We start from the raw sequence: 25,116 nt of genomic DNA, 5'->3' as shown, positions 1-25,116 counted from the left end.
TGCCGCCCGCCCGACGGCGACTATTCTTCGGGAATACCCGCCCCATCTGGCCCTATCGCCTGTACCATTTCACGACGATTATTTCGCTTCAAGACACATTCGACACCCTCGTGTCTCAAAAATTTCCCGCAGGTGCACCCTTTTTGGTTTCGACGGAATATATTGGTCGGAAGAACTGCCGCGGCGACAACCGGCGGAACAGCCTGCGGCGTCATCCCGAAGAGGACCGCTAGATGATCAGGGTAATTCTGGCTGACGATCACGCAGTCATGCGCGACGGACTGCGTCACATCCTGGAAACGGCCGGCGGTTTCGAGATCGTCGGCGAGGCGAGCGACGGCGCGGCCACGCTCGCGCTGGCCGAGCGTCGCGCCGCCGACGTGCTGCTGCTCGACCTGTCGATGCCCGCGCCGACCGGTATCGAGCTGATCCGGCTGGTCAAGTCGCATGCGCCGTCGCTGCGCATGCTGGTGCTCACGATGCATGCGGAAACACAGTACGCGGCACGCACGTTCAAGGCCGGCGCAACCGGCTACCTGACGAAGGACAGCGCGACCGCCGAGCTCGTCCAGGCCGTCACCAAGGTTGCGGCGGGCGGCGTGTACGTGAGCGCGTCGGCGGCCGAAAGCCTCGCGCTCACGTTGCGCGCGCCGGCTGAAATGCTGCCGCACGAACGGTTGTCCGCGCGCGAACTCGACGTGATGCGCCGCATCGTCGCGGGCCAGACGGTCACGCGGATCGCGGCGGAACTCACGCTGAGCGCGAAGACGGTCAGCACCTACAAGACGCGCATCCTCGAGAAGATGGAGCTGCCGCACGAAGCCGCGCTGGTGCGCTACGCGATGCGCCACGATCTCGACCTCGGCGTCGACGACGCATGATGCCCGCGTTCCGCTTCCGCTCCGACGGCACCTACGACGACGCGCCCGAACCGTCGCGCCTGTTCATGTCGTCGCTGCCGCCCGACCGGCGCGAGCGGCGGCTCGCGATCGCCACCGTGATCGTGTCGGCGATGATCTTCATCGCCCTCGCGCCGTTCGCGGGCATGCCGCTCGCTCGCGTGTGGGGCTTCATTCCCGTGTACCAGTCGGCGATCGTCGTCAACGACATGGTGACGGCCGGGCTGCTGCTCGGCCAGTACGCGATCCTGCGCGAGAAATCGCTGCTCGCGCTCGCGGGCGGCTACCTGTTCACGGGCTTCATGGCCGGCACGCACATGCTGACCTTTCCCGGGCTGTTCTCGCCGACGGGCCTGCTCGGCGCGGGCGAACAGACCACCGCGTGGCTTTATCTGTTCTGGCACGGCGGCTTTCCGCTGGCAGTCGCCGCGTACGTGCTGCTGCGAGCGGCGCCGCACGCCCATCCGCCGTCGCTCGAGCAGCGCCGCGCGGCGATCCCGATACTGCTTTGCATCGCGTCGGCCGCGGGCGCGACTGTCGCGCTCGCGCTGCTCGCGACCGCCGGCCACGACCTGCTGCCGCGCATCATGCAGGGCGGCCGGATGGCGTCGACGATGACGCACGCGATCACGACCGTCTGGACACTGAATCTCGCCGCGCTCGTGCTGATGTGGCGGCTGCGACGCCGCCATTCCGTGCTCGATCTGTGGGTGATGATCGTGCTCGTCGCCTGGCTGTTCGACATCGCGCTGTCGGCGATGCTGAATCAAGGACGCTTCGACCTCGGCTTCTACGCGGGACGCACGTACGGCCTCGTCGCGTCCGGCGTCGTGCTGTTCGCGCTGCTGTTCGAGAACGGCCGCCTGCATGCGCAGACGGTGCGCGCGCTGGCCGGCGCGCGCTATCAGCACCTGCTCGTCGTGCAGAAGAGCGCGCAGCTCAACGAGGCGAACGAACGGCTCGAGCAGCGCGTCGCGGCACGCACCGCGCAGTTGAGCGCGTCGAACCGCGACCTGCGGCGTGAAGTCGAGGAGCGCGTGCGCGCGGAGCGGGCGCTGCAGGCGTCGCGCGAGGAGCTGCGCGAGATCGCGGCGATCAGCGCGACCGCACGCGAGGCCGAACAGCGTCGCATCGCGCGCGAACTGCACGACGAACTCGCGCAGACGCTCGCGACGCTGAAGAACGATCTCGAGTGGCTGCTCGACCACGTGCCGCAGGACGATGCGCCGCTGGCGCGCAAGATCGCGGCGATGCATGCGCTTGCACGCGGCGCGGTGACGGCCACGCGGCGCATCGCGTCCGACCTGCGTCCGCTGATGCTCGACGACCTCGGGTTCGCGGCCGCGATGCAATGGCTCGTGGAGGATTTCCGGCACCGTCACGGCATGGCGTGCGCGTTGCATGTCGAGCCGGGTGAATTGCAGCTCGACGAACCGTATGCGACGGCCGTGTTCCGCATCGCGCAGGAAGCGCTCGCGAACGTCGCGCGGCACGCGGCCGCGTCGAGCGCGACCGTGACGCTCGTGTACCACGACGAAATGATCGGGCTGACGATTCGCGACGACGGTGCGGGCTTCGATCCCGGTGCGCCGCGCAAGTCGGGATCGTTCGGTCTGGTCGGCCTGCGCGAGCGCGCGTATCTCGTCGGCGGCACGCTGCGGATCGATACGACGCTCGGCGAAGGGACGACCGTGGAAGTGGATATTCCGGTGTCGTCCGCGCATGTGGCGCTCGCGCACGACGGACGGGGGACGTCGCAGACGGAGGGGTAAGGTTGAAGCAGGGGGGCGGAATGCCGCTGCGAGCGGTCAGTGGTAGTCGTCTTCCCGCTGATGCCGAACGGCGAGAATCGTGACTTGCTCGGCGGCCTCGACCTCAAACAGCAGGATGTAGCCTGATGTGCCGAACGATACGATCAGTTCACGCAAAAACGGATTCCCGTCGTCGATCTTGCGGCACGTAAACGGAAACATTCGAAGCATCGCTACACCTTGTTCGATCGCCTCCGCTGCACGAGCCGCCGCATCCACATCGCGGTCGAGCAGATATCGATACAGTCGCATCAGGTCTTCACGCGCCGCACGCGTATAGCGGACCCGATAGATCAATCGCCCGCCTTCGCTGCACGCGCAGCTTTCAGCATGTCCTCGAGTTCTGCCTGAACGTCCGCGGCATCGACGTATTCACCGGTACGGCGCGCCTCGTCGCGCGACGCAAGGCCACGAGCAATAAACTCGCGCTGCAGACGCCGACGCGCAATACCGTCACGCAGCGCCGACTCCATGAACGCGGATAGCGTCTCGTTTTCCTCAAGAACGGATTCCGCCGCCTCCCGCAACTGCGGATCGACACGTAGTGCCGGCATGGTCGCCGTTTTCATTGCATTCTCCATGCATTACATATGTAATGCATGATAGCACGACGGCCTTGACGAAGGCAGTCCACCGTTCGACCAGGTCGGTGCCTCCGGAACAACGATCCACCATGCCTATCACGCCCGCGCCGCCACCATCCCCCGCTCCGAGCGCGTCCACGCGATGAGCGCGCCGATCCCGAGCAGCGCGAGGCACACGATCGGCACGATCATCGGCCCGAACGCCGTGCCCGTCACCTTCCCCGCGAACGGCATCAGGTTCTGGCTGAAGAAGCCGCCGAGGTTGCCGATCGAGTTGATCGCCGCGACGCTCGCCGCCGCACGCGCGCCGGTGAAGTAACGCGGCGGCATCGACCAGAAGCACGGATACAGCAGCGGGATGCACGCGCCGCCGAGCACGAGCGCGATGAAGCGCAGCGGCGTCGACGGCAGCACGAGGCTCAGCAGGAAGCCGAGCGCGCCGAGCGCCGCGACGATCGCGATCGTGCGCAGGATGCTCTTCGCGCGGCGCAGCTTCGACGGCAGCCACACCAGCAGCACCACCGCGAGCGCCCACGGCAGCATGCTCAGGAAGCCGTTCGTGCTGCTCGACACGCCGAACGATTTCACGAGCGTCGGCAGCCAGTACGTGACGCCGTACAGCGACGTCGACATCAGCATGTAGGTCGCCGCGAACAGCATCACGCGCGGATCGAGCAGCGCCTTCCACGGCTGCCCATGCTCGGCCTGCGCCGGCTTCTCGCGTTCGAGCGCGGCCGCGACGATCTGTTTCTCGCGCTCGTCGAGGAACGGCGCGTCGCGAAACGACGCCGGCAGCACGCGGAACACGACGATCGCGACGATCACCGCCGGGATGCCCGTCGCGACGAACACCCATTGCCAGCCCGCGAGCCCCCACACGCCGTTCAGGCTCAGCAGCACGCCGCCGACCAGCGAGCCGAGCATGTTCGCGAGCGCGCTGCCGAGCGTGAAGATGCCGAGCACCTTCGCGCGGTAGCTCTGCGGGAACCACAGTGTCAGGTAATAGATCACGCCCGGATAGAAGCCGGCCTCCGCGATCCCGAGCAGGAAGCGCAGCGAACAGAACGCCGGCATCGACGTCGTGAAGCCCATCAGCACGGTGATGAGGCCCCACGTCAGCATGATCCGCGCGAGCCACACGCGTGCGCCGTAGCGATGCAGCGCGAGCGTGCTCGGCACCTCGAACAGCAGGTAGCCGATGAAGAACAGCGACGACGCGAGACCGAACGCGGCCTCGGTCATCCCGAGGCTGTGCACCATCTGCAGTTTCGCGAAACCGACGTTCTGCCGGTCGATGAACGCGATCAGGAACATCACGACGAGGATGGGCAGCAGGCGCCGCGCCATCTTCGACATGATGCGCTGCTCTTCGGCGGACGCGGGGTCCAGGGTTTCGGTGGCATTCACTGCGGGCTCCTCCGTGAATCGGTTGCTTGTCGGTTGAATCGGCGCCGCGCGCGATGAACGCGCGGGCGCGGTGGTATTCGATGAAATCGGGGTCCGGCGGCGAACGGCGGCGGTCAGCCCGACCGGTAGTCGTCGAGCATCGGCGCGAACATCTCGTGCCACGCACGCGGCTTCGCCTTGATCGTGCCGGCGAGATACAGGAATTCGACGTAGTCCATCAGCTGGTTCGGCCGCACCGAGAAACGCGTGTCCGGCGCGGCGAGCATCCGCATCACGTCGTCGTGCGACACGCCGACACCCGACGAGGCCGCATACAGCGCGGCCGCCGCGCGCGGGTCCTGCGCGATCAGGCGGTTCGCTTCGTCGAGCGCGCCGAGAAACGCCGCGGCCAGCGCGGGCTCCGCATCGACAAGCCGCTTCGGCGCGAATACCACGTCGAGCGTCAGCGGGCCGAGCACGTCGACCGAATTCACGACGCGATGAATGCCCGGCTGCCGCAACTCGAGCGTCGAGAACGGCGGCGACGTGAAGTGCGCGGTGACGCCGTGCTCGCGGCGGATCAGCGCCTGCATCGCCTGCGGATGCGGCAGGTTCACGGTGATCGAATCGAGTTGCGCGAAATGCTTCGCGCCGAGCTGCCGGCTCGCGACCATCTGCAGCACGACCGCCGACAGCGACGTGCGGATGCCCGGCACCGCGATCCGGTCGGACGGCGTGAAGTCGCGCAGCGACGCGAGGCCCGGACGGTTCGCATTGAGCGACAAGGACGTCGTGGACAATCCGCTGATGCCGATCACCTCGACGTTCGGAATCCCGCGCGCCCGCGCCCACAGTTCGATGAAGCCCGGCGCACCGGCACCCGCGAAATCGAGCGTGCCGGCCATCATCGCGTCGTTGACGGAATTGCCGCCGTCGAGCAGCACCCAGTCGACCGCGACGTCGCGCAGGCCGTGCCGCGCCGCGTGCCGCTCGAACAGGCGCTGCTTCTCCATCACGAGCAGCGGCAGGTACAGCACGCCATAGCCTTTCGAGATCCGCACCGTGCGCGGCTTCGCGCGCACCAGCGACGGCGCGGCCAGCATGCCGAGGCCGGCGGCGAGCAACGCGCGGCGGCGCGGCGACGTCGTCATGCGCGCGCCTCCGTGCACATGACGGCCAGCGCCAGCGCGGCAGCCGGCGTCAGGCCTGGCCGTGCATTCGGCCGCGCCTTCGACGTGCCCGTGACATGCTGCATGTTGCCGTCTCCTCTGGTATTAATGCCGTCGTCGCTTGCTCCGGCTGAACACAGGTTATCGAGCGAGTCTGAGAAAATGCTGACATCCCGCCCTCGGGAAAACCCCTAACCCCTCTACCTGCAAACGGCACCATGCGCATTCTCGTCGTGGAGGACGATGCCGAAATCGGCGCGGCGATCCGCAGCCGCCTCGCGCGGCTCGGCCATGCCGTCGATCTCGAAACCGACGGCTCGACCGCGAACAGCCTGCTGCGCGTCGAGCGCTTCGATCTCGTCGTGCTCGATGCGAACCTGCCCGGCCTCGACGGCTTCGCGGTACTGCGCAACCTGCGCGCGTCGGGCTGCACGACGCCGGTGCTGCTCGTCACCGCGCGCTCCGCGATCGACGACCGCGTGAGCGGCCTCGGCCTCGGCGCCGACGACTATCTCGTGAAGCCGTTCGACTACCGCGAGCTCGATGCGCGCGTGCAGGCGCTGCTGCGCCGCAACAGCGGCCATGCGAACGACGTGCTGACGCTCGGCGGCCTCGTGATCGACCGCAGCAGCCGGCTTGCCGAACTCGACGGCCAGCCGCTGTCGCTGTCGCGCCAGGAGTTCGCGCTGCTCGAGATTCTCGCGAGCCGACCGCAGCGGATCTTCTCGAAGGACGAACTGCTGAACCAGCTGTTCAGCTTCGGCAACGAGCCGACCGCGAACGCGGTCGAGCAATACGTGACGCGCGTGCGCAGGAAGCTGCAGGGCAGCTCCGTCGAGATCCGCACCGCACGCGGGATGGGGTATCAGATTGCCGCGCATTGACTGGTTCCCGAAGACGCTGTTCGGGCGCACGCTGCTGTTCATCGCGCTCGTCGTCGCGACCGGCGCGCTCGCGCTCGCCGCGATCGCGCGCTACTACGCGGGCGTCGCGGCAGAACGCGCATACGACCAGTTGCTGGCCGGCGCGTCGATCCAGGTGGCGGAGAACCTGTACGTGCAGGGCGGCGTGCTCGCGCTGAACCCGCCCGTCGCCGCGCTGTCGACGCTGTCGCGCTACGACCTCGTCTACTACAAGGTCGTCGATTCGCGCGGCGTCGTCGTGGCCGGCTACAACGATCTCGCCAGCCCCGCGACGCTCGCGGCCGCGAAACAGGGCCCGGCGTTCGCGAACGCCGTCTACCAGGGGCACCGGATCCGCACCGCGACCATCGCGCGCTACATGCCCGAGGAAAGCACGCCGGGCTGGGCGCTCGTCACCGTTGCGCAGACAACCAACGCGCGGCAGCAGCTGACGAACGACATGAGCATCAAGGTGTGGACGCTGATCCTGCTGATGAGCGTGCTCGCGATCGGAGCGAGCGGCCTCGCGATCCGGCGCGGGCTGCGGCCGCTCGCGCAGATCGGCACGATCATCGCCGCGCGCGACCCGGCCGATCTGCGGCCGGTGGCCGTCGACACGCCGAGCGAGATCGACGCGATCATCGGCTCGATCAACGGGCTGATGCACCGGCTGGCCGAGCGAATCAACGCGATGCAGCGCTTCATCGCCGACGCCGCGCACCAGATGCGCACGCCGCTCGCGCGGCTCGACGCGCAGATCGAATTGCTCGACGGCGAAGCCGATCCCGCGCGTCATGCGGCGCGGCTCGATGCGTTGCGCGCGACCTGCTCGGATGTCGGGCGCCTCACGGGGCAGTTGCTCAATCATGCGATGGTGATCCATCGCATCGAGGCCGTGCCGCTGCAACCCGTCGACCTCGTTGCGCTCGCGAAGGACGTGCTCGGCCGCGCGATTCCGCTTGCGGACGAACGCGACGTGGCCGTCGCGTTCGCGAGCGATTCACCGCATGCGTGGATCGACGGCGACGCGATCAGTCTGCAGGAGGCATTGTCGAACGTGCTGCACAATGCGCTGCTGCATGGGCATGCGGACGATATCGTCGTGTCGGTCGCGACCGCGGGCAACGTCGATGATGCGGTGACGCTGACCGTCACCGACAACGGGCGAGGGATTCCGCGCGAACATTGGGATGCGGCGTTGCAGCCGTTCGTGCGGTTCGCGCCGGACGGCAGCGAGCGCCGCACCGGGTCGGGGCTCGGGCTCGCGATCGTGCGGGAAGTGATGAAGGCACACGGCGGGCGTGTCGGGTTCGCGTTTCCCGATGCGGGCGGGTTCGCGGTGGTGTTGACGTTTCCGCGGCCGGTGACGACGCGCGCAGGCACCGCATGAACCGGCGGCCCCAGGCGCACCGCCGGGCCGCCTCCTTTTGCCACCTACACCGCCACTGCCTCCCCACCGAGATATGCATCGCGCACACGCTCGTCATCGGGCAGCGTTTTCGCGGGCCCTTCGAGCACGACGCGTCCCGTCTGCAGCACGTAAAGGTAGTGCGGGTAGTGCGGATCACCCGCGTGCGAGAACGTCCTGATATTGCGTGCCGTTCGTGCCTCTGCCCGAAGTCCTGCGGCAGTGCTCGCGCGTGTTCAACACGGTCATGTACTACGCAGGCGGCCTGTCACACGCCCCGCCGCGCGTCACGCCTTGTGCGTCGACAACAAGATACTCGTCTCCGTATTCGCGATCCCGTCGATCAACCGGATCGCGCCGAGCACGCGATCGAAATGCTCGAGCGAATCGGCGTGCAGCTCGGCGACCAGATCCCAGCGCCCGTTGGTACTGTGGATCGACGCGACGTTCGGATGCCCGCGCAGCACCTTCACCACTTCCGCGCCGCGATTGCCCTGCACCGCGATCGACATCAGCGCGCGGATCCGGTGCCGCTCGGCCGCCGGCTTGAGCCGCACCGTATAGCCGACGATCACGCCGTTCTTCTCCAGCCGCGTCAGCCGGTTCTGCACGGTCGCGCGCGCGACGCGCAACGCCTTCGCGAGGGCGACCACGGGCATTCGCGCGTTGTCGCGCAGCAGCGCGATGAGCTGCCGGTCGACGTCGTCGAGCGTAATCATGAGCGGACCTTCCTGTTGAACGTGAGCCGGCCGCCAGCGTGCCGGACGGCGTGCATTCCGGCTCGTGCAAATCGCACAAACTGCCGTATCTGGCCAGCAATTTGCCAAGTCTATCGATAAATCTGCCAGTTTTGCCGTCTTTTTGTTGGCTCGACTCCCGGAAATAATGACTCCATCGACCGGCTGCACACGCCGTGACACTGCTTTTGATGGAGCCGGGGCCCGGGCCGAAGCGCCCGCCACGGCCGACCAGGACGCCTGGACACCCGTACCGGCAAAAAATGGAGACAGACCGATGACCCGCTTCCTCGACGTTCCCGCCACCGCCCGACTGATCGCCAAGACTGGCGTCACGCCGTTCCTGCGTGAGCTCGTCGACACGCTGCGCGCCGATTATCTGCACTGGGCCGACTTCGACAAGTCGCCGCGCGTCGCCTGCCATTCGCGCGACGGCGTGATCGAGCTGATGCCGGTCGCGAACGCGTCGCTGTTCGCGTTCAAGTACGTGAACGGCCACCCCGTCAACGCCGCGCGCGGAATGCACACGGTGATGGCGTTCGGCGCGCTTGCCGAAGTCGACACCGGCTACCCGCTGCTGCTCGCCGAACTCACGCTGACCACCGCGCTGCGCACCGCCGCGACGTCGGTGCTGGCCGCGCAGGCACTCGCCCGCCCCGACTCGCGCACGATGGCGCTGATCGGCAACGGCGCGCAGAGCGAATTCCAGGCGATCGCGTTCCACACGCTGCTCGGCATCGAGGAGATCCGCGTGTTCGACGTCGATCCGCAAGCGACCGACAAGCTCGTGCGGAACCTCGCCGCGTATCCGGCGCTGCGCGTCGTGCGCGCCGCGTCGACCGCCGACGCCGTGCGCGACGCCGACATCGTGACGACCGTGACCGCCGACAAGGCGTACGCGACGATCGTCACGGCCGACATGATCGAGCCCGGCATGCACCTGAACGCGGTCGGCGGCGATTGCCCGGGCAAGACCGAACTCGAGGCCGGCGTGCTGCAGGCGGGCCGCGTGTTCGTCGAATTCGAACCGCAGTCGCGCATCGAGGGCGAGATCCAGCAGATGCCGGCCGACTTCCCGGTGACCGAGCTGTGGCGTGTGCTGCAGGGCGAGACGACCGGCCGCGCACGCGCGGACGAAGTCACGGTGTTCGACTCGGTCGGCTTCGCGCTCGAGGACTACTCGGCGCTGCGCTACCTGTACGCGCTCGCACAGCAGCACAACGCGGGCGTCGAGATCGCGCTGATTCCGCCGGCCGTCGATCCGAAGAACCTGTTCGCGCTGATCGACGATCCGGCCGCGATCGCGCAGGGTCACGCGGCGTTCGTGACCGAAGCCGTCGCCGCGTTCGCACGCTGATCGTCATCCCGGGCGGCCTGCGCGCCGCCCGGTTCCCCGCCTCTCGCCTCTACCGTTCATGAATCTCGTATCGATCCAGGCGCCGGCCGCCGTCGTGATGATCCGGCCGCACCGCTTCCTGCCGAACCCGCAGACCGCGGCCGACAACGCGTTCCAGCGCACGGCTGCCTGCGGCGCGAAGGACACGCCGTCGGTGTCGGCCGCCGCGCGCGACGAAGTCACGGCCGCCGCGCAGACGCTCGCCGACGCTGGCGTGCGCGTGCACGTGTTCGACGACCACGGCGAGCGCGACACGCCCGACTCCGTGTTTCCGAACAACTGGTTCTCGACGCATCCGGGCGGGCACGTCGCGCTGTATCCGATGTATAGCCCGAACCGCCGCCGCGAACGGCGCGCGGACATCGTCGAGATGCTGAAGGCCGAGTACCGCGTGCAGGACGTGATCGATTACTCGGGCCTCGAATACGACGACGTGTTCCTGGAAGGCACCGGCGCGATGGTGCTCGACCACGTCGCGCGGATCGCGTACACCGCGCGGTCGCGCCGCGCCGATCCGGTCGCGCTCGAACGCTTCTGCACGCACTTCAACTTCGAGCCGATCTGCTTCGACACGGCCGATGCGAACGGCAACCCGATCTATCACACGAACGTGATGATGAGCGTCGCCACCGAGTTCGCGATGGTCGGCCTCGAGCTGATCGCGGAGCGCCGGCGCCGCGACGAGATCGCGCAACGCCTGAGCGAAACGGGCCGCACGGTGATCGCGCTCGATCACGCGCAGATCGCGAATTTCGCGGGCAATACGCTGGAACTGTCGGGCAAGGACGGGCGCGTGCTCGCGCTGTCGCGGCATGCGTTCGACTGCCTCACCGGCGACCAGCGCGCGACGATCGAGCGCTCCGCGCGGCTGCTGCCGCTCGACGTGCGGACGATCGAACTGGCCGGCGGGTCGGTGCGCTGCATGCTCGCGGGCATTCATCTCGCGCGGCGCGCGGCGGTAAATAACGCACGGGAAATCGAATCGGTGGTGCGGCAACGCGAACCGGTGTCGCACGCCTGAACGGACATACCGCGCCGGACGGTCCGACGCAACCGGATGATGCTTCGATCTGCGAACCAGATCGAAGCATCCTGCCCTTCCCTCAACCGGCCAGCAGCTTCAACCCGGCCGGCAGCGTTTCGCCGAACACGCGCGCCGTGTCGGCTTCGTCGAACGCAATCGCCTCGCGCACCATGTCGATCCACGCGGCCGACACGTTCGCGGCCGACAGACGCTTGATCACCGCCTCACGTGTTTCGTCCGGCAAATCGCGTTCGCGGTCGCCCGTCATCCGCGCAATCTGCGCGACCGCGAACGCCGCGGGTTCGACCTGCTTCCAGTCCAGCGCGAACAGCGCGTCGAGCCAGCGGTTCGCGACGTCGGCCGGCACGACACTGTGCGCGCTGCCGTAGAACGGCCGCCGCGCCCCGATCCGCCCGAGCGCCCACGCGCACAGCGTGCGCTCGGCCGGCTTCTGCAACTGCGCGATCAGACGCTCGGCCAGTTCCACCTTGCGCTCGACCGGCAATCGCTCGAGCGACGCGGACAGGCGCGTCATGTCGGCCGGGCCGACCTTGGCCGGGTCGAACGGCAGCTTGCGGCGCTTGTCGTCGGACGGTTCGAGAAACGCAATGGCGTCGCGCACCTGCGTTTGCGCGTCGTCGTCGAGGCCGCCGGCCACGCGCCGCCACAGCGTCCACCACTCGGACCACACCTGCGCGTCGTTCACATACTGAATCCCGTCGTCGAACAGCGGCCACAGCTGCTCGATGCGCCACGCATCGAGCGGATGGCCGAAGCCCGGGCGCAGGCAGTAGCCGGCAAGATTCAGCCACGCACGTTCGTGATCGGCCGAACGCCGCCGGCGACGCGCCCGCGCGAGCAACGCGTCGAACAGCTCGCGCGCGAGCGCGACGTCCCACTCGTCGCGCGGGCCGAGCACCTGCTCAAGTTGCGCGCGCAACCGTCGCGTGTCCTTCGGCGTGACGTCGGCAGACTTGCTGCCGAACGAGCGGTCGATCAGCCCGATCGCGTGGTCGAGACGCGGATGGCGCGCGAGCGCGCCGTCGTCACCCTGCGCGGGCGCATCGCCGCGCAACTGGAATTCGAGCCGCCAGCGGCGCGATGGATCGTCGGTCGCGATGCAGTGCATTTCGAGCGTGCCGACCTCGGTCAGCGACGCGGTGAGTTTCACCGGCGTTTCGCGCGCGTCGCCGCCGGCTTGGCCGGCGACGACCGTCGCGATCGGCGGCAGCCGCACGAAATCGCCGCCGTCCAGGTCGACGAGATCGCCGGGCCGGTACGCGGTTTCGGCTACCGTCGACACGAGGTGGAACCGCACCGGCTGCCCGAGCTGCAGCGCGAACGTGCGCTCCTCGAGCCGAATCTCGCGGCCTTCCTCGGCGCCGCGCGGCAGCAGGCAGACGCCGCGCGGCGCCGCGTCGCCGGCACCCTCGTCGAGCACGAGGAAGTAACTGCGCGCGGAACCGCCGCCGATGCGCGGCGCATGCCCCGCCCGCGCAAGCCCGTAGGCCACCGCGCCGCGCGCGACCGCCACGTCCGGATGCGCGTTGTGCAGCACGTCGAGCGGCGCGCCGCGCCACGCGCCGAGCGTCTGCGCGAGACGGCCGGCGAGCGCGCCCGCGCGGAACACGCCGCCGTTGAGCAGCAGCGTATCGGGCAGCGGGCCTTCCGCATGACGATTCAGGAATGCGGCGACGTGGCGCGTGACGGCCGGGTCGCTCGCATACGGCAAGCCGAACTCGACGATCGCGGCCCGCGCGCGGCGCGGCAGCTCGCCGGCGTCGACCTGCGGAAAGAAACCGTCGACGACGATCTGCTCGACTTCCTGCCGCGTCAGCTCGGCCGAGCGCGCGCCGCCGACGAGCTTGCTGCCCGCGCCGAGCAGCGTCACGGTGACGGACGCCGGCGCGTCGTCGCCGAGCAGCCGCTCCTTCGCAGCGCGGCAGCGCTCGACGAGCTGTGACAGGCTCGCGGCGGACAACCGCGTGCCGGGCTCGGTCAGCCGCGTCTCGACCAGGCGCGCCAGCGCGAGGTCCATGTTGTCGCCGCCGAGCATCAGGTGATTGCCGACGCCGACGCGCGTGAAGGCCGGTTCGCCGTCGTCGCCGGGCGCGACGTCGACGAGTGTGAGATCGGTCGTGCCGCCGCCGACGTCGCAGATCAGCACGCGGCGCGCCGCGGCGAACGTGTCGCGCAACGTCGCGCGCTGGCCGTACAACCAGTCGTAGAACGCGGCCTGCGGCTCTTCCAGCAACCGCAGCGCCGGCAGTTTCGCGCGTTTGGCGGCCTCGACCGTCAATGCGCGCGCGCCGTCGTCGAACGATGCCGGCACCGTCAGGATGACGTCCTGCTTCGCGAGCGGCGCATCGGGAAAGCGTGCATCCCACGCGGCACGCACGTGCGCGAGATAGCTCGCGCTGGCGTCGACCGGCGACACCTTGTCGACGCCGTCGGCCGCGCCCCACGGCAGGACCGGCGCGAGCCGGTCGACCGATGCGTGCGACAGCCAGCTCTTCGCGCTGGTGACGAGCCGGCCCGGCACCTGCGCACCGAGCGTGCGCGCATAACGGCCGATCACGGCCGGCGGCGTATCCGCCGCATGCGCGTTTGCCTTCGGATCGGCCGCCCACGGCAGGCGCAGCGCGTCCGGCGGCAATTCGCCCGCCGCCGGGTGATAGCGCACCGACGGCAGCAGCGGCTGCGCGGCGACCGCGCCGGGGCCGACCAGCTGCTCGACGTCGAACACGCGGATCGCGTCGGAGCCGGCCTCGACGTATGCGACGACCGTGTTGCTCGTGCCGAGGTCGATGCCGACCGTATAGCGCTTCATCGCGCTCAGGCGGCGCCGCGCACGTCGAACTCGACCTTCCAGCGCTCGTTCGTGCCGCTCGGGATCGCCTCGAGCTCGAGCGTGCCGGCTTCCGTCACGCGCGCATGCAGCTTCACCGGCACGACCTCGCCGACCGTGCGCCCTTCGGCGGGCAGCGTGGCCTGGATTTCCTCGAGCTCCTGCAATTCTTCCGGCGACCAGTAGTCGAGCAGCGTGCCGACCTGATCCTGACGGCGCACCGACGACCCGAAGAAGCGGAACTGCACCGGTTCGCCGACGACGAGGCCGAATTCCTGCGGCGGCAGCGCCGCATCCGTGCCTTCCTCCATCCCGAACGGCGCGACGCACAGCGCCTGCACCGGCGGCTCCAGCCCCGGCACCGCGGGCATCGCCGACTCGATCGCGACGTAGTACGCACGCGCCGTGCCGCCGCGAATGCGCACGCCACGGCCGCGCTTCACGTAGCCGTAATAGGCCGCGCCGCGCGCGACTGCCAGATCGAGGTCCGCGCCTTCGAGCAGGCGTGCGGCCGGCGCGCCTTCGGCGGCAAGCCAGCTGTTGAGCGTATCGAGCACGCGCTGCGTGAGCAGCGCCGACTTGAACACGCCGCCGTTGAACAGCACCGCGGTCGGATGCAGGAACGTGGCGCCCTGCGGCAGCGTGCGCTGCACGCCTTCGAGCGTGTCGAGCGCCGCGACCTGGCGGCCGAGGAACGCCGCGAGGTGGCGCGTGATGCCCGCGTCCTGCGCATACGGCAGGCCGAGCTGCGTCAGGCCGACGCGCGCGCGGCTCACCGGACGCGCCGCCGCGTCGACTTGCGGGAAGAAGCCTTCGAGGATCGTCTGCGTGAGTTCCGCGCGCGTCAGTTCCGTGCGGATCGAGCCGCCGATCAGCTTCGAGCCGCGGCTCGGCACGACGAGCGGCACCGCGTCGGTCGTCGGGTCGGACAGCAGCGTTTCCTTCGCGGCGCGGCACGCGTACGTGAGTGCGCGCAGCTGCCACGGATCGGCCTGCGTGCCCTGCTGCGCGAGCTTGCGCGCGACCACGTGCGCGAGCGCGAGGTCCATGTTGTCGCCGCCGAGCAGGATGTGCTCGCCGACCGCCACGCGATGCAGTTCCAGGTTGCCGTCGCGCTCGACCACCGCGATCAGCGACAGGTCGGTGGTGCCGCCGCCGACGTCCACGCACAGGATCAGGTCGCCGACCTGCACCTGCTTGCGCCAACCGCCTTCGCTCTTCTGGATCCAGCTGTAGAGCGCCGCTTGCGGCTCCTCGAGCAGCGTCATCCGCGAGTAGCCGGCGGCACGCGCGGCTTCCGCCGTCAGTTCGCGCGCGGCCGGGTCGAACGACGCGGGAATCGTGACCGTCACGTCCTGGTCGGCGAACGGCGCGTCGGGATGCGCGTGATCCCACGCTTCGCGCAGGTGCGTCAGGTAGCGGGTCGAGCTTTCCAGCGGCGACACGCGCGACACTTCGGGCGGCGCATCGCTCGGCAGGATCGCCGCGCGGCGATCGACGCCCGGGTGGCACAGCCAGCTCTTCGCGCTCGACACGAGGCGAATCGGCGTGCCCGCGCCGCGGGTGCGCGCCATTTCGCCGACCGCGAAGCCGCGCGAGGCCGTCCACGGCAGCGTCAGGTCGCCCTGCGTCAGCTCGCTTTCATGCGGAAGATAGAGGAACGACGGCAGCAGGTCGCGCGACTCCAGCGCGCCGGGCGCGGTCAGCTGCGCGATCGGCAGCACCTGCTGCGTGATCTTTTCGCCGTCGCTCGCGGCGCTGTCGACGTACGACAGCGCGCAGTGGGTCGTACCGAGGTCGATACCGATCGAATAGCGCGGATCGCTCACAGTTCCACCTCCGCCGGTGCGACCACCGATGCGTCGTGGCTGCCCGTCAGCTTCGGCAGGCGCACGTCGGCCACGCGCCAGCCGCGATGGCTGACCGTGCCCGTGAACGGCGCGGCGCCGACCACGTTGCCCGTCACCCGCACGGCCGTCGCGTCGAAGCCAGCCGGCAGCGTCACGCGGCTGCCTTCGGCTTCATCGCGCACCGGCACGATCGTGAAATGCTCGCGCAGCGCGGCGCGGCAGCCGTCGTGCACGAGGCGTGCGGCAGCGCCGATGTCGGCGTCCGCGTAGCCCGCGATGTCTTCCTCGACGAAGTCGATGAAGCGCGCATCGCGCTGCAGCAGGCCGAGCAGCTGCAGCGCGGCTTGCGGGCTCGCTTCGCGCAGTTCGGGGGCCGGCGCCTTCACGGGTGCGGGCGCTGGCGCGGGCGTCGGGGCTGCGGCGGGCGCCGGCGCAACCGGGGCCGGGGCGCCATCGCGCACGCGCAGCACGCCGGCCGCGAACTCGCGGTTGCCGAGCACGGAGAAGAACGTGCCGACGGCCAGCGATAGCCGGCCGAAGAAGGACAGGTTGGATTCTGGCATGGGGTCTGGACTCCTGTGGGGCTCGCGACTCGGCGAGCATCTTGCCTGGGCGCCCGGCGGCGGCGTGCGATTGCGCACTGCCGCCGCCCGGCGCGTGATTCGGGCGCGCCCTCTCGGGTGCGGAAAACCCGTATTTTGCCCTGTGACGGGCGAACCGGGCAGAAGTTGGGGGACAGAACACAACGGCGCGCGGGTTTCGCCCCGCGCCGGATTACGTCGGACTGCCGGATATATACGATCGGACGTGATGTTGCGGCGCGTCAGCGGGGCTTGCGGCGGCGTGCCGCCTTCGCGTCGAAATCGCGCGACAGCATGCCGACGTCGATATGTGGAAGCAGACGAAGTTTGCAGGCATGTTCGCAGCCGGCAATGCGTCGAGCCTGATGACGAATGCGACGTTCGCGTCGGCATCGGACGTCGCGGCCGCGGCGGGTGCGCATCGGCCGTTGATTTTCGGCGTCGACGCATGAAGGGCATGCGGCTGCGTGTTGCTCGATGCGGCATGACGCTACTTTCTTCACGTGATGTGTTGTTTAATGCTCGGCAACACCAGCATTAAGGGACACGCAATGCTCGACCTCGACGACCTTCGACTCGTTCGCGCGATCGGCGCGTCGCGCTCATTGGCATCCGCCGCGCGCCTGCTCGACCTCACCCCGCCCGCGGTCACGATCCGCCTGCAGCGGATGGAGGCGAAACTGGACGTCCGGCTCGCCGTGCGGCAGCCGAAAGGGATCGCCTTGACCGACGAGGGTCAGCGGCTGTACCACGAGGCCGTCGGGATTCTCGAGCGCGTCGAGGCACTGCAGGCCAACATCTCCGGCGACCAGGGCGACGTGCAGGGCACGCTGCGCGTCGTCGCGCCGTTCGGCTTCGGGCGCAAGTACGTCGCGCGGATCGTGCGCGATGTGCAACGCGCGCATCCGAAGCTCGAAATCTCGCTGCACCTGTCGGAGAGTCCGCTGACCAGCGCGTCGGGGGCCGAGGTGGTCATCCATGTCGGCAGCCTGAAGTCGTCGTCGTGGATCGGCTATCCGCTCGCGCCCAACGAGCGCTTCCTGTGCGCGAGCCCCGGGTACGCGCGTCGCATCCAGGCACTGAACCATCCGTCCGACCTCGCCCGCTACGATTGCCTGTGCCTGCGCGAAAACGACGAGGACATCCCGCGCTGGCGCTTCTCGAAAGCCGGGGATGGCAAAGGCGAATCCAGCCGATCCGCGGTGATTCGCGTCACGGGTGGGCTGTCGTCGAACGACGGCACCGTCATCACCGACTGGGCATTGGCCGGGCTCGGCATCGTGGAGCGCTCCGAATGGGATGTCGCGCCGCTGCTGGCGAACGGCAAGCTGGTCAGGCTGCTGCCCGACTGGCATCTGCCGCCCGCGCCCGTGACCGCGCTGCTGCCGTCGCGCACCGGCCGCTCCGCGCGGCAGCGGGTTTTCCTCGAAGCCGCTCGGCGGTTTCTCGATCCGCCGCCCTGGCGCAGCAACGCGTGAACGGCTTTCCCGGGTTAAATGCCGCTTAATGATCGATTTGGCATGCGTTAAACACGTTGCTTGCCGAACGCCCTACAGTGTCCGTGTCGGCAACCTACCGGGACAACGCATCATGGGCATTCCTTCCCTCAACACCCCCGCCGCCTTGATCGACGTCGATCGCATGCGCGACAACATCGCGCGCATGCAGGCGCATCTCGACGCGCTGGGCGTCAAGTTCCGGCCGCACGTGAAGACGACCAAGTGCCGGCAGGTCGTCGACGCGCAGATCGCGGCCGGCGCGCAGGGCATCACGGTATCGACGCTCAAGGAAGCCGAACAGTTCTTCGCGGGCGGCGTGCGCGATATCGTCTACGCGGTCGGGATGATTCCCGCGAAGCTCGGCCAGGCGCTCGCGCTGCGCCGGCAGGGCTGCGAGCTGAAGATCGTCGCCGACAGCCTGCAGACCGCGAACGCCATCGCCGAATTCGGGCGCGCGCACGGTGAGCCCTTCGAAGTCTGGATCGAGGTCGACGTCGACGGCCACCGTTCCGGGATTCGGCCCGACGACGACCTGCTGATCGCCGTCGGTCGCGCGCTGGTCGACGGCGGCATGACGCTCGGCGGCGTGCTTGCTCACGCCGGCTCCAGCTACGAATACGACACCCGCGACGCGCTGGTCGCGATCGCCGAGCAGGAACGAAGCCTCACCGTGCGCGCCGCCGAGCGCCTCAGGGCGGCCGGCTTGCCCTGCCCGGTCGTGAGCATCGGATCGACGCCGACCGCGCTGTCCGCGCGGCACCTCGACGGCGTGACGGAAGTCCGCGCGGGCGTGTACGTGCTGTTCGATCTCGTGATGCATAACATCGGCGTGTGTGCGCTGTCCGACATCGCGCTGTCGGTGCTGACCACCGTCATCGGACACCAGGAAGAGAAAGGCTGGGCCATCGTCGACGCGGGCTGGATGGCGATGAGCCGCGATCGCGGCACGCAGCGGCAGGCGCGGGATTTCGGCTACGGGCAGGTGTGTGCCGAAGACGGTGAAGTGCTCGGCGAGTACGTCATGAGCTCGGCCAATCAGGAGCACGGCATCGTGTCTCGCATCGGTGCGCCCGACGCGGGCATCGCGAAGCAGTTCCCGATCGGTACCCGTTTGCGGATCCTGCCGAATCATGCATGCGCGACCGGCGCGCAACATCCCGAATACCACGCGCTCAGTGACGACGGCACCGTGCAAAGCTGGCCGCGCTTCTACGGGTGGTAAGGATCGCGCGCGCAGTGGCCGGTGATGCGGCGACGTGATGCGCCGACTTCCAACGGAGAAACCGGCCACCGCCCCCTCGTCCGCGCGACATTGACCATTTGTCTAAATCTGTACAAAATATACAACCGCGATTCGCACCGCACCCGACAGGCTCGCCCATCATGCCGACAGACGCCCAACTCCTTCTTCTCGACCGGGATGTGGTCGAACCGGCCCTTCAAGCCGAACACGTGATGGCCGCCGTCCGCGAAGCCTTCGTGCTGCATGGCCAACGCGCCGGACGCGTGTTCCCGGTCGTGCGCGAGAAACTGCATACGGGCGGCGTGTTCGGCATCAAGTCGGGCGACGTCGCGAGCCAGGATCTGCTCGGCTTCAAGGCGGCCGGGTTCTGGCCCGGCAATCGAAGCCGGGGCGGCGAGCCGCACCAGGCGACGATCGCGCTGTTCGATCCGGCCACGGGCCGCCCGCTCTGCATCATGGACGGCAATGCGATCACCACCGCCCGGACCGGTGCGGCCGGCGGCCTCGGGCTGCAGGCGCTCGCTCGCCGCGACAGCACGCGCGTTTGTGTATTCGGCACCGGCGTGCAGGCGCGCGTCCAGCTCGACTATGCGATCAGGCTGCTGCCGCAACGGTGCTCGGTGCAGTACGTGAACGTCAGCGTCGAGCCCGATCCGGTGTTCGAATCGGCATTCCGCGAACGCTGCGACATCCGCGTCGCACGGGACCGGAACGATGCGGTGGCGGACAGCGACGTCGTCATCACGGCAACGCCCGGCGGCGGCCCGCTGTTCGATGCGGATGCGGTTCAGCCAGGCACGCATCTGACTTGCGTCGGCGCGGACACAGCCGGCAAGCGCGAATTGCCCGAACGCGTATTGGAGCGCGCGCGGATTTTCGTGGACGATCACGCGCAGGCGCGCAGCATCGGCGAGTGCCAGTGGGCGCCGGATTTGCCGCGCACGGAAATCGGCGACATCCTCGCTGGCGTTGCGTCGGTCAATCGTGCCCCGCACGAGATCACGGTATTCGACATGACCGGACTCGCGCTTCAGGACTTGACCGTCGCGCGCTTCCTGTATCGGCAGGCTGTCGAAAATGGCGCGGGACGTTCGATCCCGTGGCCGTGGTGAATGGCAAGGAGGCGAAACGATTGAGGTAATCGGTACGTGCGAGCGAAACCGCGCTCGTCAGTGTCACCTCGATCCGATATGGCTCGCCGAGCCGCTCGTCGAGCACGAACGACATGATCGACAGATCCTGCGCCGCAGGTGCGCCGAGCACCTCAAGGAAATACGACTGACGACCGGTTATCCATTGCGCAAGCGCGCGTTGCGCATCTCGTTCTCGGGCCATGCTTCTCTCTCAGCAACCGTCATTTTTCTCGGAAGCTGAAGGAATAAAGGATGGCCAGATTCACGTCCAGCGAATGGCAACGGTCTGCAACAATGTTCGTGGTCGATCGCCCCCGTCGGCACGACCGACCACCGCATCACGCCGCCTTCCTTGCCTCCGCGATCCGTTGCGGCGCCTTCGGCCGCGCATAAAGCCGATCGAGATACGCCTGCAGTTGCGGGAACGGCTCGACCAGATGGCACTCGCTCGCCCAGTCGATCAGGTACGCGGTCACGCAATCGGCGACCGTCAGCGTATCGCCGACGATGAACTCGCGCCCTTCGAGATGCTTGTCGAGGATCGTGGCCATCGTCGCGAAATCCTCACGTGCCAGCTCGATATCGGCCGGCGAGCGCTTTTCCGGCGGATAGATGAACGAATGGCGCGTAATCCGCCACAGCGGCTGCTCGAGCTCCGTCACCGCGAACATGACCCATCGATAGGCCTGCGCACGCAGCGCCGGATCGGTGGGCAGCAGCGCCTTCTCCGGGTACTTGTCCGCGAGATACAGCACGATCGCGGCCGACTCGGGAATCACGAGGTCGCCGTCCACCAGCACGGGCACCTTGCCGGCCGGATTGAGGCGCAGGAATTCGGGCCGCTTGTGCTCGCCCGCCAGCAGGTTGACCGACACGAACTCGAAATCCGCATCCAGTTCCTTGAGCCCCCAGAGCGCGCGTTGCGAACGCGTGCCCGCGAATCCGTAAAGCTTCATTGCAATGTCTCCATCGAAAATGTCGGGGAAGATCTCCGCGCGCAGGCAACCGCCCATCGGCCTCAACGACCGCGCGCGCGGCGCCTGCCGCCGTTCACATGCCCGGCACCGCGAGCACCGGCATCACGTCGATCGTGTCGCCCGGAAACAGCGTGAAATGCGGATGGCCTTCGAACAGCGCGGCGGCCGCGTCGTGCGATGCGGCGCGCACGACGGTGAAGCCGCTCATCGCATTGGTGGTGTCCGTGACGCCGCTCTTGCCGATCGTCTTGGTCTTGCCGAGCGGCCCGCCGAGCTCGACGATCGCGTCGCGATGCCGGTCGACCCACGCATGCCAGGCGGCGATCCCTTCCCGCTCCCGCGTGCGCCGCTCGTCCTCCGGTAGCGCCATCCACGCCTTCATGGCCGGGCTCTCCTTGTTGCCGAGGAATACCGCGAGATACAACTGCTGTTGAGCACTCATGCTTCCTCCGTCCGATGGCGGGAACGGCGAAGTGCCGCGCCTCGCCCTTGACACGATAGGTTGATATCAACACAATTGCAACATGGCACCCAAAGAAAAGCTTCCTTTCGAAACGACGCTGATGGTGCGCGATTGCTGCCTGTGCCTGCACATGCAGCGCGCGGCGCGCAATCTCGCGCGCATCTTCGACGATGTGCTGCGTCCGCTGGATCTCACCAACGGCCAGTTTTCGCTATTGATGTCGCTGAACCGGCCGCGGCCGGCCCCGATGAAATCGGTCGCGTCGCTGCTCGCGATGGACCGCACGACGCTGACCGCCGCGCTCAAGCCGCTCGAGCGGCGCGGGCTGCTCACGATCGTGCAGGATCCGGACGACAAGCGCAGCCGCCTGCTCGAACTCACGCCGGCCGGTCATCAACTGCTCGCGGAAGCGTTCCCGCTGTGGCAGCAGACGCACGCCGAGATCGAACGGCCGTTCGCCGCAGGAGAAGTCGATGTGTTGCGCGGCCATTTGCGCGCGCTGTCGGAGGATCCGGCCACGCGCGGTTGAAGCGACGCGCGCTCATGCCGATCGGCCGTCCCTGCCTCACTCGGCCAGCGCCGTCGCCACCCCGACCCGCTTCGGCACGCCGGTCACGATCGTCGCGACCGCGACGGCCAGCACCGCGGCCGCGCCCAGGAACACGCCGCCCGCGCCGTTCGCGTCGAACACGACACCGCCCGCCGCCGCACCCGTCGCGATCGCGAGCTGGATCGCCGCGACGATCAGCCCGCCCGCGCTCTCGGCTTCATCGGGCACGGTGCGCGTGACCCACGTCGACCACGCGACCGGCACGCCGCCGAACGCCATCCCCCACAACGCGACGAGCACCGCGTCGATCATCGGCGCTCGGCCGAGCGCGACGAGCGCGATGCCGAGCACGACCATCAGCGCCGGCATCCCGATCAGCATCGGCCGCAGCCGGTGTTCGAGCACGCGGCCCGCGAGCGACGTGCCGACGAAGTTCGCGATCCCGTAGCCGAGCAGGATCGCCGACAACCCGTTCACGCCGACGCCGGCAACCTGTTCGAGGAACGGCCGCAAGTACGTGAAGAACGCGAAATGCCCGGTGAACACGAGGATCGTCGCGAACATCCCGAGGCCGACGGTCGGCCGGCGCAGCACGTCGACGAGCGTGCGCAGCCGCGTCGTGCCGCTCGGCGGCATCGACGGCAGCGTCATGACCTGCGACACGAACGCGATGCCGCCGAGCCCCGCCGCGATCAGGAACACGTTGCGCCAGCCGATCAGGTGTCCGAAGTAGCTGCCCATCGGCGCGGACGCGATCGTCGCGACCGCCACGCCGCTGAAGATGATCGACAGCGCGCGCGGCACCATCGCGGTCGGCACGAGCCGCATCGCGGTGGCGGTCGCCATCGTCCAGAAGCCGCCGAGCGCGACGCCGAGCACGACGCGGCCGATCAGCAGCGTCGTCAGGTTGGGCGCGAACGCGACCGCGAGATTCGACGCGACGAGCAGCATCGAAAACGCGAGCAGCACGCGCCGGCGGTCGATGGTGCGCGTGAGCGCCGAGATCAACAGGCTCGTGACGAGCGCGACCGTCGCGGTGGCCGTGACGGCCTGGCCGGCCACGCCTTCGGTCACGCCGAGGCCGTCGGCCATCGGCGTGAGCAGGCTCGCGGGCAGGAATTCGGCGGTGACGAGACCGAACACGCCGAGCGTCATCGCGAACACGGCACCCCAGGCCGGCTCGCGGGGGGCCGCCGTGGTGGCGGCAGAGGAGATTCCGGGATTCATGCGTGGTTCCGAGTCGTATAGGGAAAGTACCGATGACGGCGTATCGTAAGGAACGACGGCAGGACGGTCTATGACATACAATCCGTTCTTGTTGATCGATCGTCCGAATCTCGCTATGTCCGAGCCCCTGCTTCCTCCCGTGCCCGACGTGCACGACCTCGTCAGCGAGCTGCTGCTGGGCATGCGCCTGAGCGGCGTGCAGTACCGCCGGATCCAGGTGCCGCGGCCGTTCGGGCTGAGCTTCGGCCATGCGCCGGGCCGCGCGCAGTTCCATTTCGTCGGGCGCGGCCCCGTGCTGCTGCGCGACGCGGACGGCACGACGGTGCAGCTCGAGGCCGGCGACGCGATCCTGCTGCCGCACGGCCGCACGCATGCGCTGGTGTCCGATCCGGATGCGCCGTGCCGCGAGATCGGCGGGTTCGAGGCCGCGAGGATCTGCGACACGGTCGCGTCGGTGGGCGCGACGTCGTGCGCCGCGACGGAGCCGGCCGCCGGCGATGCACTGATCTTCAGCGCGTGCATGGAGCTCGATCTCGGCGGCATGCAGCCGCTCGTCGGGACGATGCCGGCGTTCATGCACGTCGGCACGCTGCTCGCGCGCTACCCGGAAATCCGCCCGATGCTCGACGCGATGGAGCGCGAATCGTGCGCCGAACGCGCGGGCTTCGCGGGCATCCTCGCGCGGCTCGCGGACGTGGTCGCCGCGTTCATCGTGCGCGGCTGGGTCGAGTGCGGATGCGGCGACGCGACCGGCTGGGTGCAGGCGCTGCGCGAACCGAAGCTCGGCCGCGCGATCGTCGCGCTGCATCGCGAGCCGGGGCGCAACTGGAGCGTCGCGGAACTGGCCGCCGAAGCGGGCGTGTCGCGCTCGGTGTTCGCCGAGCGCTTTCTCGCCGCCACCGGGATGACGCCGGTGCGCTACCTGACCGAGTTGCGGATGCGGCTCGCCGCGCAGTGGATCGCACGCGACCGCGAGACGATCGAGGCCGTTGCATACCGGCTCGGCTACGGGTCGCTCGCGGCGTTCAGCCGTGCGTTCAAGCGCGTGGTCGGGCGGCCGCCGGGGGCGGTGCGTTCCGAAGGTGACACGCACGCCGATGCGTGACGTGTAACGCGTCACACGCAACGCACGGCGAAGCGAGCGCCTGCCGGGTCGCCCCGCGATCGCTCGATCCGTCGTCACCCGTGACGATGGCGCTCAGCCGTTGCGCGCGTCGAGCGTGTCCACCAGCGCCGTCGCGCACTCCACGGCCAGCGCCGCGCACTGTTGCGCATCCACCGGCGCGCCGCTCATCACCGCGCCCTGCACGATCCGGCCCAGCAATTCCTTCGACAGGTCGGCGATTTCGTATTCCCGTTCCGTCATGTTCCTCTCCTGTGCGTCGGCCGGCTTCGGCCGCGCGTGCGATCGCGCCGCGCGCCACTTCCG

The 25,116-nt window shown here is 68.7% G+C and carries 23 protein-coding genes and 2 pseudogenes; 12 read left to right on the top strand and 13 right to left on the bottom strand.

Annotated features, from left to right (window positions below; all coding sequences use genetic code 11):
- The first annotated feature begins 233 nt into the window (after positions 1 to 233).
- Together DIE06_RS00690 and DIE06_RS00685 are read left to right on the top strand one after the other, a co-directional pair.
- On the top strand, positions 234 to 881 hold the full coding sequence (locus tag DIE06_RS00690) for a response regulator transcription factor (protein ID WP_124659701.1): 648 nt from the start codon (positions 234 to 236) through the stop codon (positions 879 to 881).
- A complete protein-coding gene (locus DIE06_RS00685) occupies positions 878 to 2,671 on the top strand; it encodes a sensor histidine kinase (RefSeq protein WP_124659700.1) in 1,794 nt (597 codons plus the stop codon). The genes DIE06_RS00690 and DIE06_RS00685 overlap by 4 nt, the downstream gene beginning before the upstream one ends.
- Positions 2,672 to 2,707: 36 nt before the next feature.
- Here the strand turns inward: DIE06_RS00685 and DIE06_RS00680 are convergent, their stop codons facing one another.
- From DIE06_RS00680 to DIE06_RS00665, 4 genes are all read right to left on the bottom strand, one after another.
- A complete protein-coding gene (locus DIE06_RS00680; protein WP_124659699.1) occupies positions 2,708 to 3,007 on the bottom strand; it encodes a type II toxin-antitoxin system RelE/ParE family toxin in 300 nt (99 codons plus the stop codon).
- Positions 3,004 to 3,279 (bottom strand): YlcI/YnfO family protein, encoded by a 276-nt coding sequence (locus DIE06_RS00675; RefSeq protein WP_124659698.1) that lies wholly within the window; start codon positions 3,277 to 3,279, stop codon positions 3,004 to 3,006. Before DIE06_RS00675 ends, DIE06_RS00680 begins: the two co-directional genes overlap by 4 nt.
- 111 nt (positions 3,280 to 3,390) lie before the next feature.
- Entirely contained in the window at positions 3,391 to 4,701 is a 1,311-nt protein-coding gene (locus DIE06_RS00670) for an MFS transporter (RefSeq protein WP_124659697.1), read from the bottom strand.
- A gap of 113 nt (positions 4,702 to 4,814) precedes the next feature.
- Complete coding sequence (locus DIE06_RS00665) at positions 4,815 to 5,831, bottom strand: ABC transporter substrate-binding protein (RefSeq protein WP_124659696.1); 1,017 nt, start codon at positions 5,829 to 5,831, stop codon at positions 4,815 to 4,817.
- 236 nt (positions 5,832 to 6,067) lie between these two features.
- Here DIE06_RS00665 and DIE06_RS00660 point away from each other — a divergent pair, with 236 nt between their 5' ends.
- Positions 6,068 to 6,733: a response regulator transcription factor gene (locus tag DIE06_RS00660; RefSeq protein WP_124659695.1), complete on the top strand. Its 666-nt coding sequence runs from the start codon at positions 6,068 to 6,070 to the stop codon at positions 6,731 to 6,733.
- Complete coding sequence (locus DIE06_RS00655; protein ID WP_124659694.1) at positions 6,720 to 8,141, top strand: sensor histidine kinase; 1,422 nt, start codon at positions 6,720 to 6,722, stop codon at positions 8,139 to 8,141. The genes DIE06_RS00660 and DIE06_RS00655 overlap by 14 nt, the downstream gene beginning before the upstream one ends.
- 44 nt (positions 8,142 to 8,185) lie before the next feature.
- Here DIE06_RS00655 and DIE06_RS38795 read toward each other — a convergent pair.
- Together DIE06_RS38795 and DIE06_RS00645 are read right to left on the bottom strand one after the other, a co-directional pair.
- Positions 8,186 to 8,302, bottom strand: a pseudogene (locus DIE06_RS38795) (ABC transporter ATP-binding protein); the annotation flags it as partial.
- Positions 8,303 to 8,446: 144 nt separating this feature from the next.
- Positions 8,447 to 8,878 carry an Lrp/AsnC family transcriptional regulator gene (locus DIE06_RS00645; RefSeq protein ID WP_044845386.1) on the bottom strand — a complete coding sequence of 144 codons (432 nt, stop codon included), beginning with the start codon at positions 8,876 to 8,878 and terminating at the stop codon, positions 8,447 to 8,449.
- A gap of 295 nt (positions 8,879 to 9,173) precedes the next feature.
- Between DIE06_RS00645 and DIE06_RS00640 the strand changes: the two genes are divergently transcribed.
- Positions 9,174 to 10,253 carry an ornithine cyclodeaminase gene (locus DIE06_RS00640; protein WP_124659693.1) on the top strand — a complete coding sequence of 360 codons (1,080 nt, stop codon included), beginning with the start codon at positions 9,174 to 9,176 and terminating at the stop codon, positions 10,251 to 10,253.
- A gap of 58 nt (positions 10,254 to 10,311) precedes the next feature.
- Complete coding sequence (ctlX, locus tag DIE06_RS00635; RefSeq protein WP_124659692.1) at positions 10,312 to 11,313, top strand: citrulline utilization hydrolase CtlX; 1,002 nt, start codon at positions 10,312 to 10,314, stop codon at positions 11,311 to 11,313.
- Positions 11,314 to 11,395: 82 nt separating this feature from the next.
- Here the strand turns inward: ctlX and DIE06_RS00630 are convergent, their stop codons facing one another.
- From DIE06_RS00630 to DIE06_RS00620, 3 genes are read right to left on the bottom strand one after another with little or no spacing between them, the layout of a single operon-like run.
- Positions 11,396 to 14,146 carry an Hsp70 family protein gene (locus DIE06_RS00630; RefSeq protein WP_124659691.1) on the bottom strand — a complete coding sequence of 917 codons (2,751 nt, stop codon included), beginning with the start codon at positions 14,144 to 14,146 and terminating at the stop codon, positions 11,396 to 11,398.
- 5 nt (positions 14,147 to 14,151) lie between these two features.
- Entirely contained in the window at positions 14,152 to 15,993 is a 1,842-nt protein-coding gene (locus DIE06_RS00625) for an Hsp70 family protein (protein ID WP_124659690.1), read from the bottom strand.
- Positions 15,990 to 16,577 (bottom strand): DUF2760 domain-containing protein, encoded by a 588-nt coding sequence (locus DIE06_RS00620; protein WP_124659689.1) that lies wholly within the window; start codon positions 16,575 to 16,577, stop codon positions 15,990 to 15,992. Before DIE06_RS00620 ends, DIE06_RS00625 begins: the two co-directional genes overlap by 4 nt.
- A 320-nt stretch (positions 16,578 to 16,897) precedes the next feature.
- On the opposite strand from DIE06_RS00620, the pseudogene DIE06_RS00615 reads away from it, so the two are divergent.
- The 4 genes and pseudogenes from DIE06_RS00615 to DIE06_RS00600 all read left to right on the top strand — a co-directional run.
- Positions 16,898 to 17,047, top strand: a pseudogene (locus tag DIE06_RS00615) (NAD(P)/FAD-dependent oxidoreductase); the annotation flags it as partial.
- A 66-nt stretch (positions 17,048 to 17,113) separates the two neighbouring features.
- Positions 17,114 to 18,073 (top strand): LysR family transcriptional regulator, encoded by a 960-nt coding sequence (locus DIE06_RS00610; RefSeq protein ID WP_124659688.1) that lies wholly within the window; start codon positions 17,114 to 17,116, stop codon positions 18,071 to 18,073.
- A 112-nt stretch (positions 18,074 to 18,185) separates the two neighbouring features.
- Positions 18,186 to 19,316 (top strand): DSD1 family PLP-dependent enzyme, encoded by a 1,131-nt coding sequence (locus DIE06_RS00605; protein ID WP_124659687.1) that lies wholly within the window; start codon positions 18,186 to 18,188, stop codon positions 19,314 to 19,316.
- Positions 19,317 to 19,477: 161 nt separating this feature from the next.
- Positions 19,478 to 20,449, top strand: a complete 972-nt coding sequence (locus DIE06_RS00600; protein ID WP_124659686.1) for an ornithine cyclodeaminase family protein — start codon at positions 19,478 to 19,480, stop codon at positions 20,447 to 20,449.
- Positions 20,450 to 20,808: 359 nt separating this feature from the next.
- On the opposite strand, the gene DIE06_RS00595 is transcribed toward DIE06_RS00600, so the two are convergent.
- Complete coding sequence (locus DIE06_RS00595) at positions 20,809 to 21,426, bottom strand: glutathione S-transferase family protein (RefSeq protein WP_124659685.1); 618 nt, start codon at positions 21,424 to 21,426, stop codon at positions 20,809 to 20,811.
- Between the two features lie 94 nt (positions 21,427 to 21,520).
- Positions 21,521 to 21,889, bottom strand: a complete 369-nt coding sequence (locus DIE06_RS00590) for a hypothetical protein (RefSeq protein ID WP_124659684.1) — start codon at positions 21,887 to 21,889, stop codon at positions 21,521 to 21,523.
- 82 nt (positions 21,890 to 21,971) lie between these two features.
- Here DIE06_RS00590 and DIE06_RS00585 point away from each other — a divergent pair, with 82 nt between their 5' ends.
- The gene (locus tag DIE06_RS00585; protein ID WP_124659683.1) at positions 21,972 to 22,439 is read left to right on the top strand and encodes a MarR family winged helix-turn-helix transcriptional regulator; all 468 of its coding nucleotides are present in this window, start codon (positions 21,972 to 21,974) and stop codon (positions 22,437 to 22,439) included.
- A 36-nt stretch (positions 22,440 to 22,475) separates the two neighbouring features.
- Here DIE06_RS00585 and DIE06_RS00580 read toward each other — a convergent pair whose 3' ends face one another.
- Positions 22,476 to 23,687, bottom strand: coding sequence for an MFS transporter (locus DIE06_RS00580; RefSeq protein WP_124659682.1), 1,212 nt, complete (start codon positions 23,685 to 23,687; stop codon positions 22,476 to 22,478).
- Between the two features lie 70 nt (positions 23,688 to 23,757).
- Here DIE06_RS00580 and DIE06_RS00575 point away from each other — a divergent pair, with 70 nt between their 5' ends.
- Entirely contained in the window at positions 23,758 to 24,792 is a 1,035-nt protein-coding gene (locus DIE06_RS00575) for an AraC family transcriptional regulator (protein WP_124659681.1), read from the top strand.
- Positions 24,793 to 24,885: 93 nt separating this feature from the next.
- Here the strand turns inward: DIE06_RS00575 and DIE06_RS38115 are convergent, their stop codons facing one another.
- The gene (locus tag DIE06_RS38115) at positions 24,886 to 25,053 is read right to left on the bottom strand and encodes a hypothetical protein (RefSeq protein ID WP_185733321.1); all 168 of its coding nucleotides are present in this window, start codon (positions 25,051 to 25,053) and stop codon (positions 24,886 to 24,888) included.
- Positions 25,054 to 25,116: the final 63 nt, after the last annotated feature.

This window comes from Burkholderia sp. Bp8998, from assembly GCF_003854235.1.
Lineage (GTDB): Bacteria > Pseudomonadota > Gammaproteobacteria > Burkholderiales > Burkholderiaceae > Burkholderia.
The sequence above is the reverse complement of the archived record's forward strand: the minus strand, read 5'-3'. Positions and strand labels throughout refer to the sequence as shown.

Excerpts from the sequence above, each read along its gene's own strand:
- DIE06_RS00690 (WP_124659701.1), top strand. The coding sequence starts at position 234 with ATGATCAGGGTAATTCTGGCTGACGATCACGCAGTCATGCGCGACGGA.
- DIE06_RS00685 (WP_124659700.1), top strand. The coding sequence starts at position 878 with ATGATGCCCGCGTTCCGCTTCCGCTCCGACGGCACCTACGACGACGCG.
- DIE06_RS00675 (WP_124659698.1), bottom strand. The coding sequence starts at position 3,279 with ATGAAAACGGCGACCATGCCGGCACTACGTGTCGATCCGCAGTTGCGG.
- DIE06_RS00665 (WP_124659696.1), bottom strand. The coding sequence starts at position 5,831 with ATGACGACGTCGCCGCGCCGCCGCGCGTTGCTCGCCGCCGGCCTCGGC.
- DIE06_RS00660 (WP_124659695.1), top strand. The coding sequence starts at position 6,068 with ATGCGCATTCTCGTCGTGGAGGACGATGCCGAAATCGGCGCGGCGATC.
- DIE06_RS00645 (WP_044845386.1), bottom strand. The coding sequence starts at position 8,878 with ATGATTACGCTCGACGACGTCGACCGGCAGCTCATCGCGCTGCTGCGC.
- DIE06_RS00640 (WP_124659693.1), top strand. The coding sequence starts at position 9,174 with ATGACCCGCTTCCTCGACGTTCCCGCCACCGCCCGACTGATCGCCAAG.
- ctlX (WP_124659692.1), top strand. The coding sequence starts at position 10,312 with ATGAATCTCGTATCGATCCAGGCGCCGGCCGCCGTCGTGATGATCCGG.
- DIE06_RS00630 (WP_124659691.1), bottom strand. The coding sequence starts at position 14,146 with ATGAAGCGCTATACGGTCGGCATCGACCTCGGCACGAGCAACACGGTC.
- DIE06_RS00620 (WP_124659689.1), bottom strand. The coding sequence starts at position 16,577 with ATGCCAGAATCCAACCTGTCCTTCTTCGGCCGGCTATCGCTGGCCGTC.
- DIE06_RS00610 (WP_124659688.1), top strand. The coding sequence starts at position 17,114 with ATGCTCGGCAACACCAGCATTAAGGGACACGCAATGCTCGACCTCGAC.
- DIE06_RS00605 (WP_124659687.1), top strand. The coding sequence starts at position 18,186 with ATGGGCATTCCTTCCCTCAACACCCCCGCCGCCTTGATCGACGTCGAT.
- DIE06_RS00600 (WP_124659686.1), top strand. The coding sequence starts at position 19,478 with ATGCCGACAGACGCCCAACTCCTTCTTCTCGACCGGGATGTGGTCGAA.
- DIE06_RS00595 (WP_124659685.1), bottom strand. The coding sequence starts at position 21,426 with ATGAAGCTTTACGGATTCGCGGGCACGCGTTCGCAACGCGCGCTCTGG.
- DIE06_RS00590 (WP_124659684.1), bottom strand. The coding sequence starts at position 21,889 with ATGAGTGCTCAACAGCAGTTGTATCTCGCGGTATTCCTCGGCAACAAG.
- DIE06_RS00585 (WP_124659683.1), top strand. The coding sequence starts at position 21,972 with ATGGCACCCAAAGAAAAGCTTCCTTTCGAAACGACGCTGATGGTGCGC.
- DIE06_RS00580 (WP_124659682.1), bottom strand. The coding sequence starts at position 23,687 with ATGAATCCCGGAATCTCCTCTGCCGCCACCACGGCGGCCCCCCGCGAG.
- DIE06_RS00575 (WP_124659681.1), top strand. The coding sequence starts at position 23,758 with ATGACATACAATCCGTTCTTGTTGATCGATCGTCCGAATCTCGCTATG.
- DIE06_RS38115 (WP_185733321.1), bottom strand. The coding sequence starts at position 25,053 with ATGACGGAACGGGAATACGAAATCGCCGACCTGTCGAAGGAATTGCTG.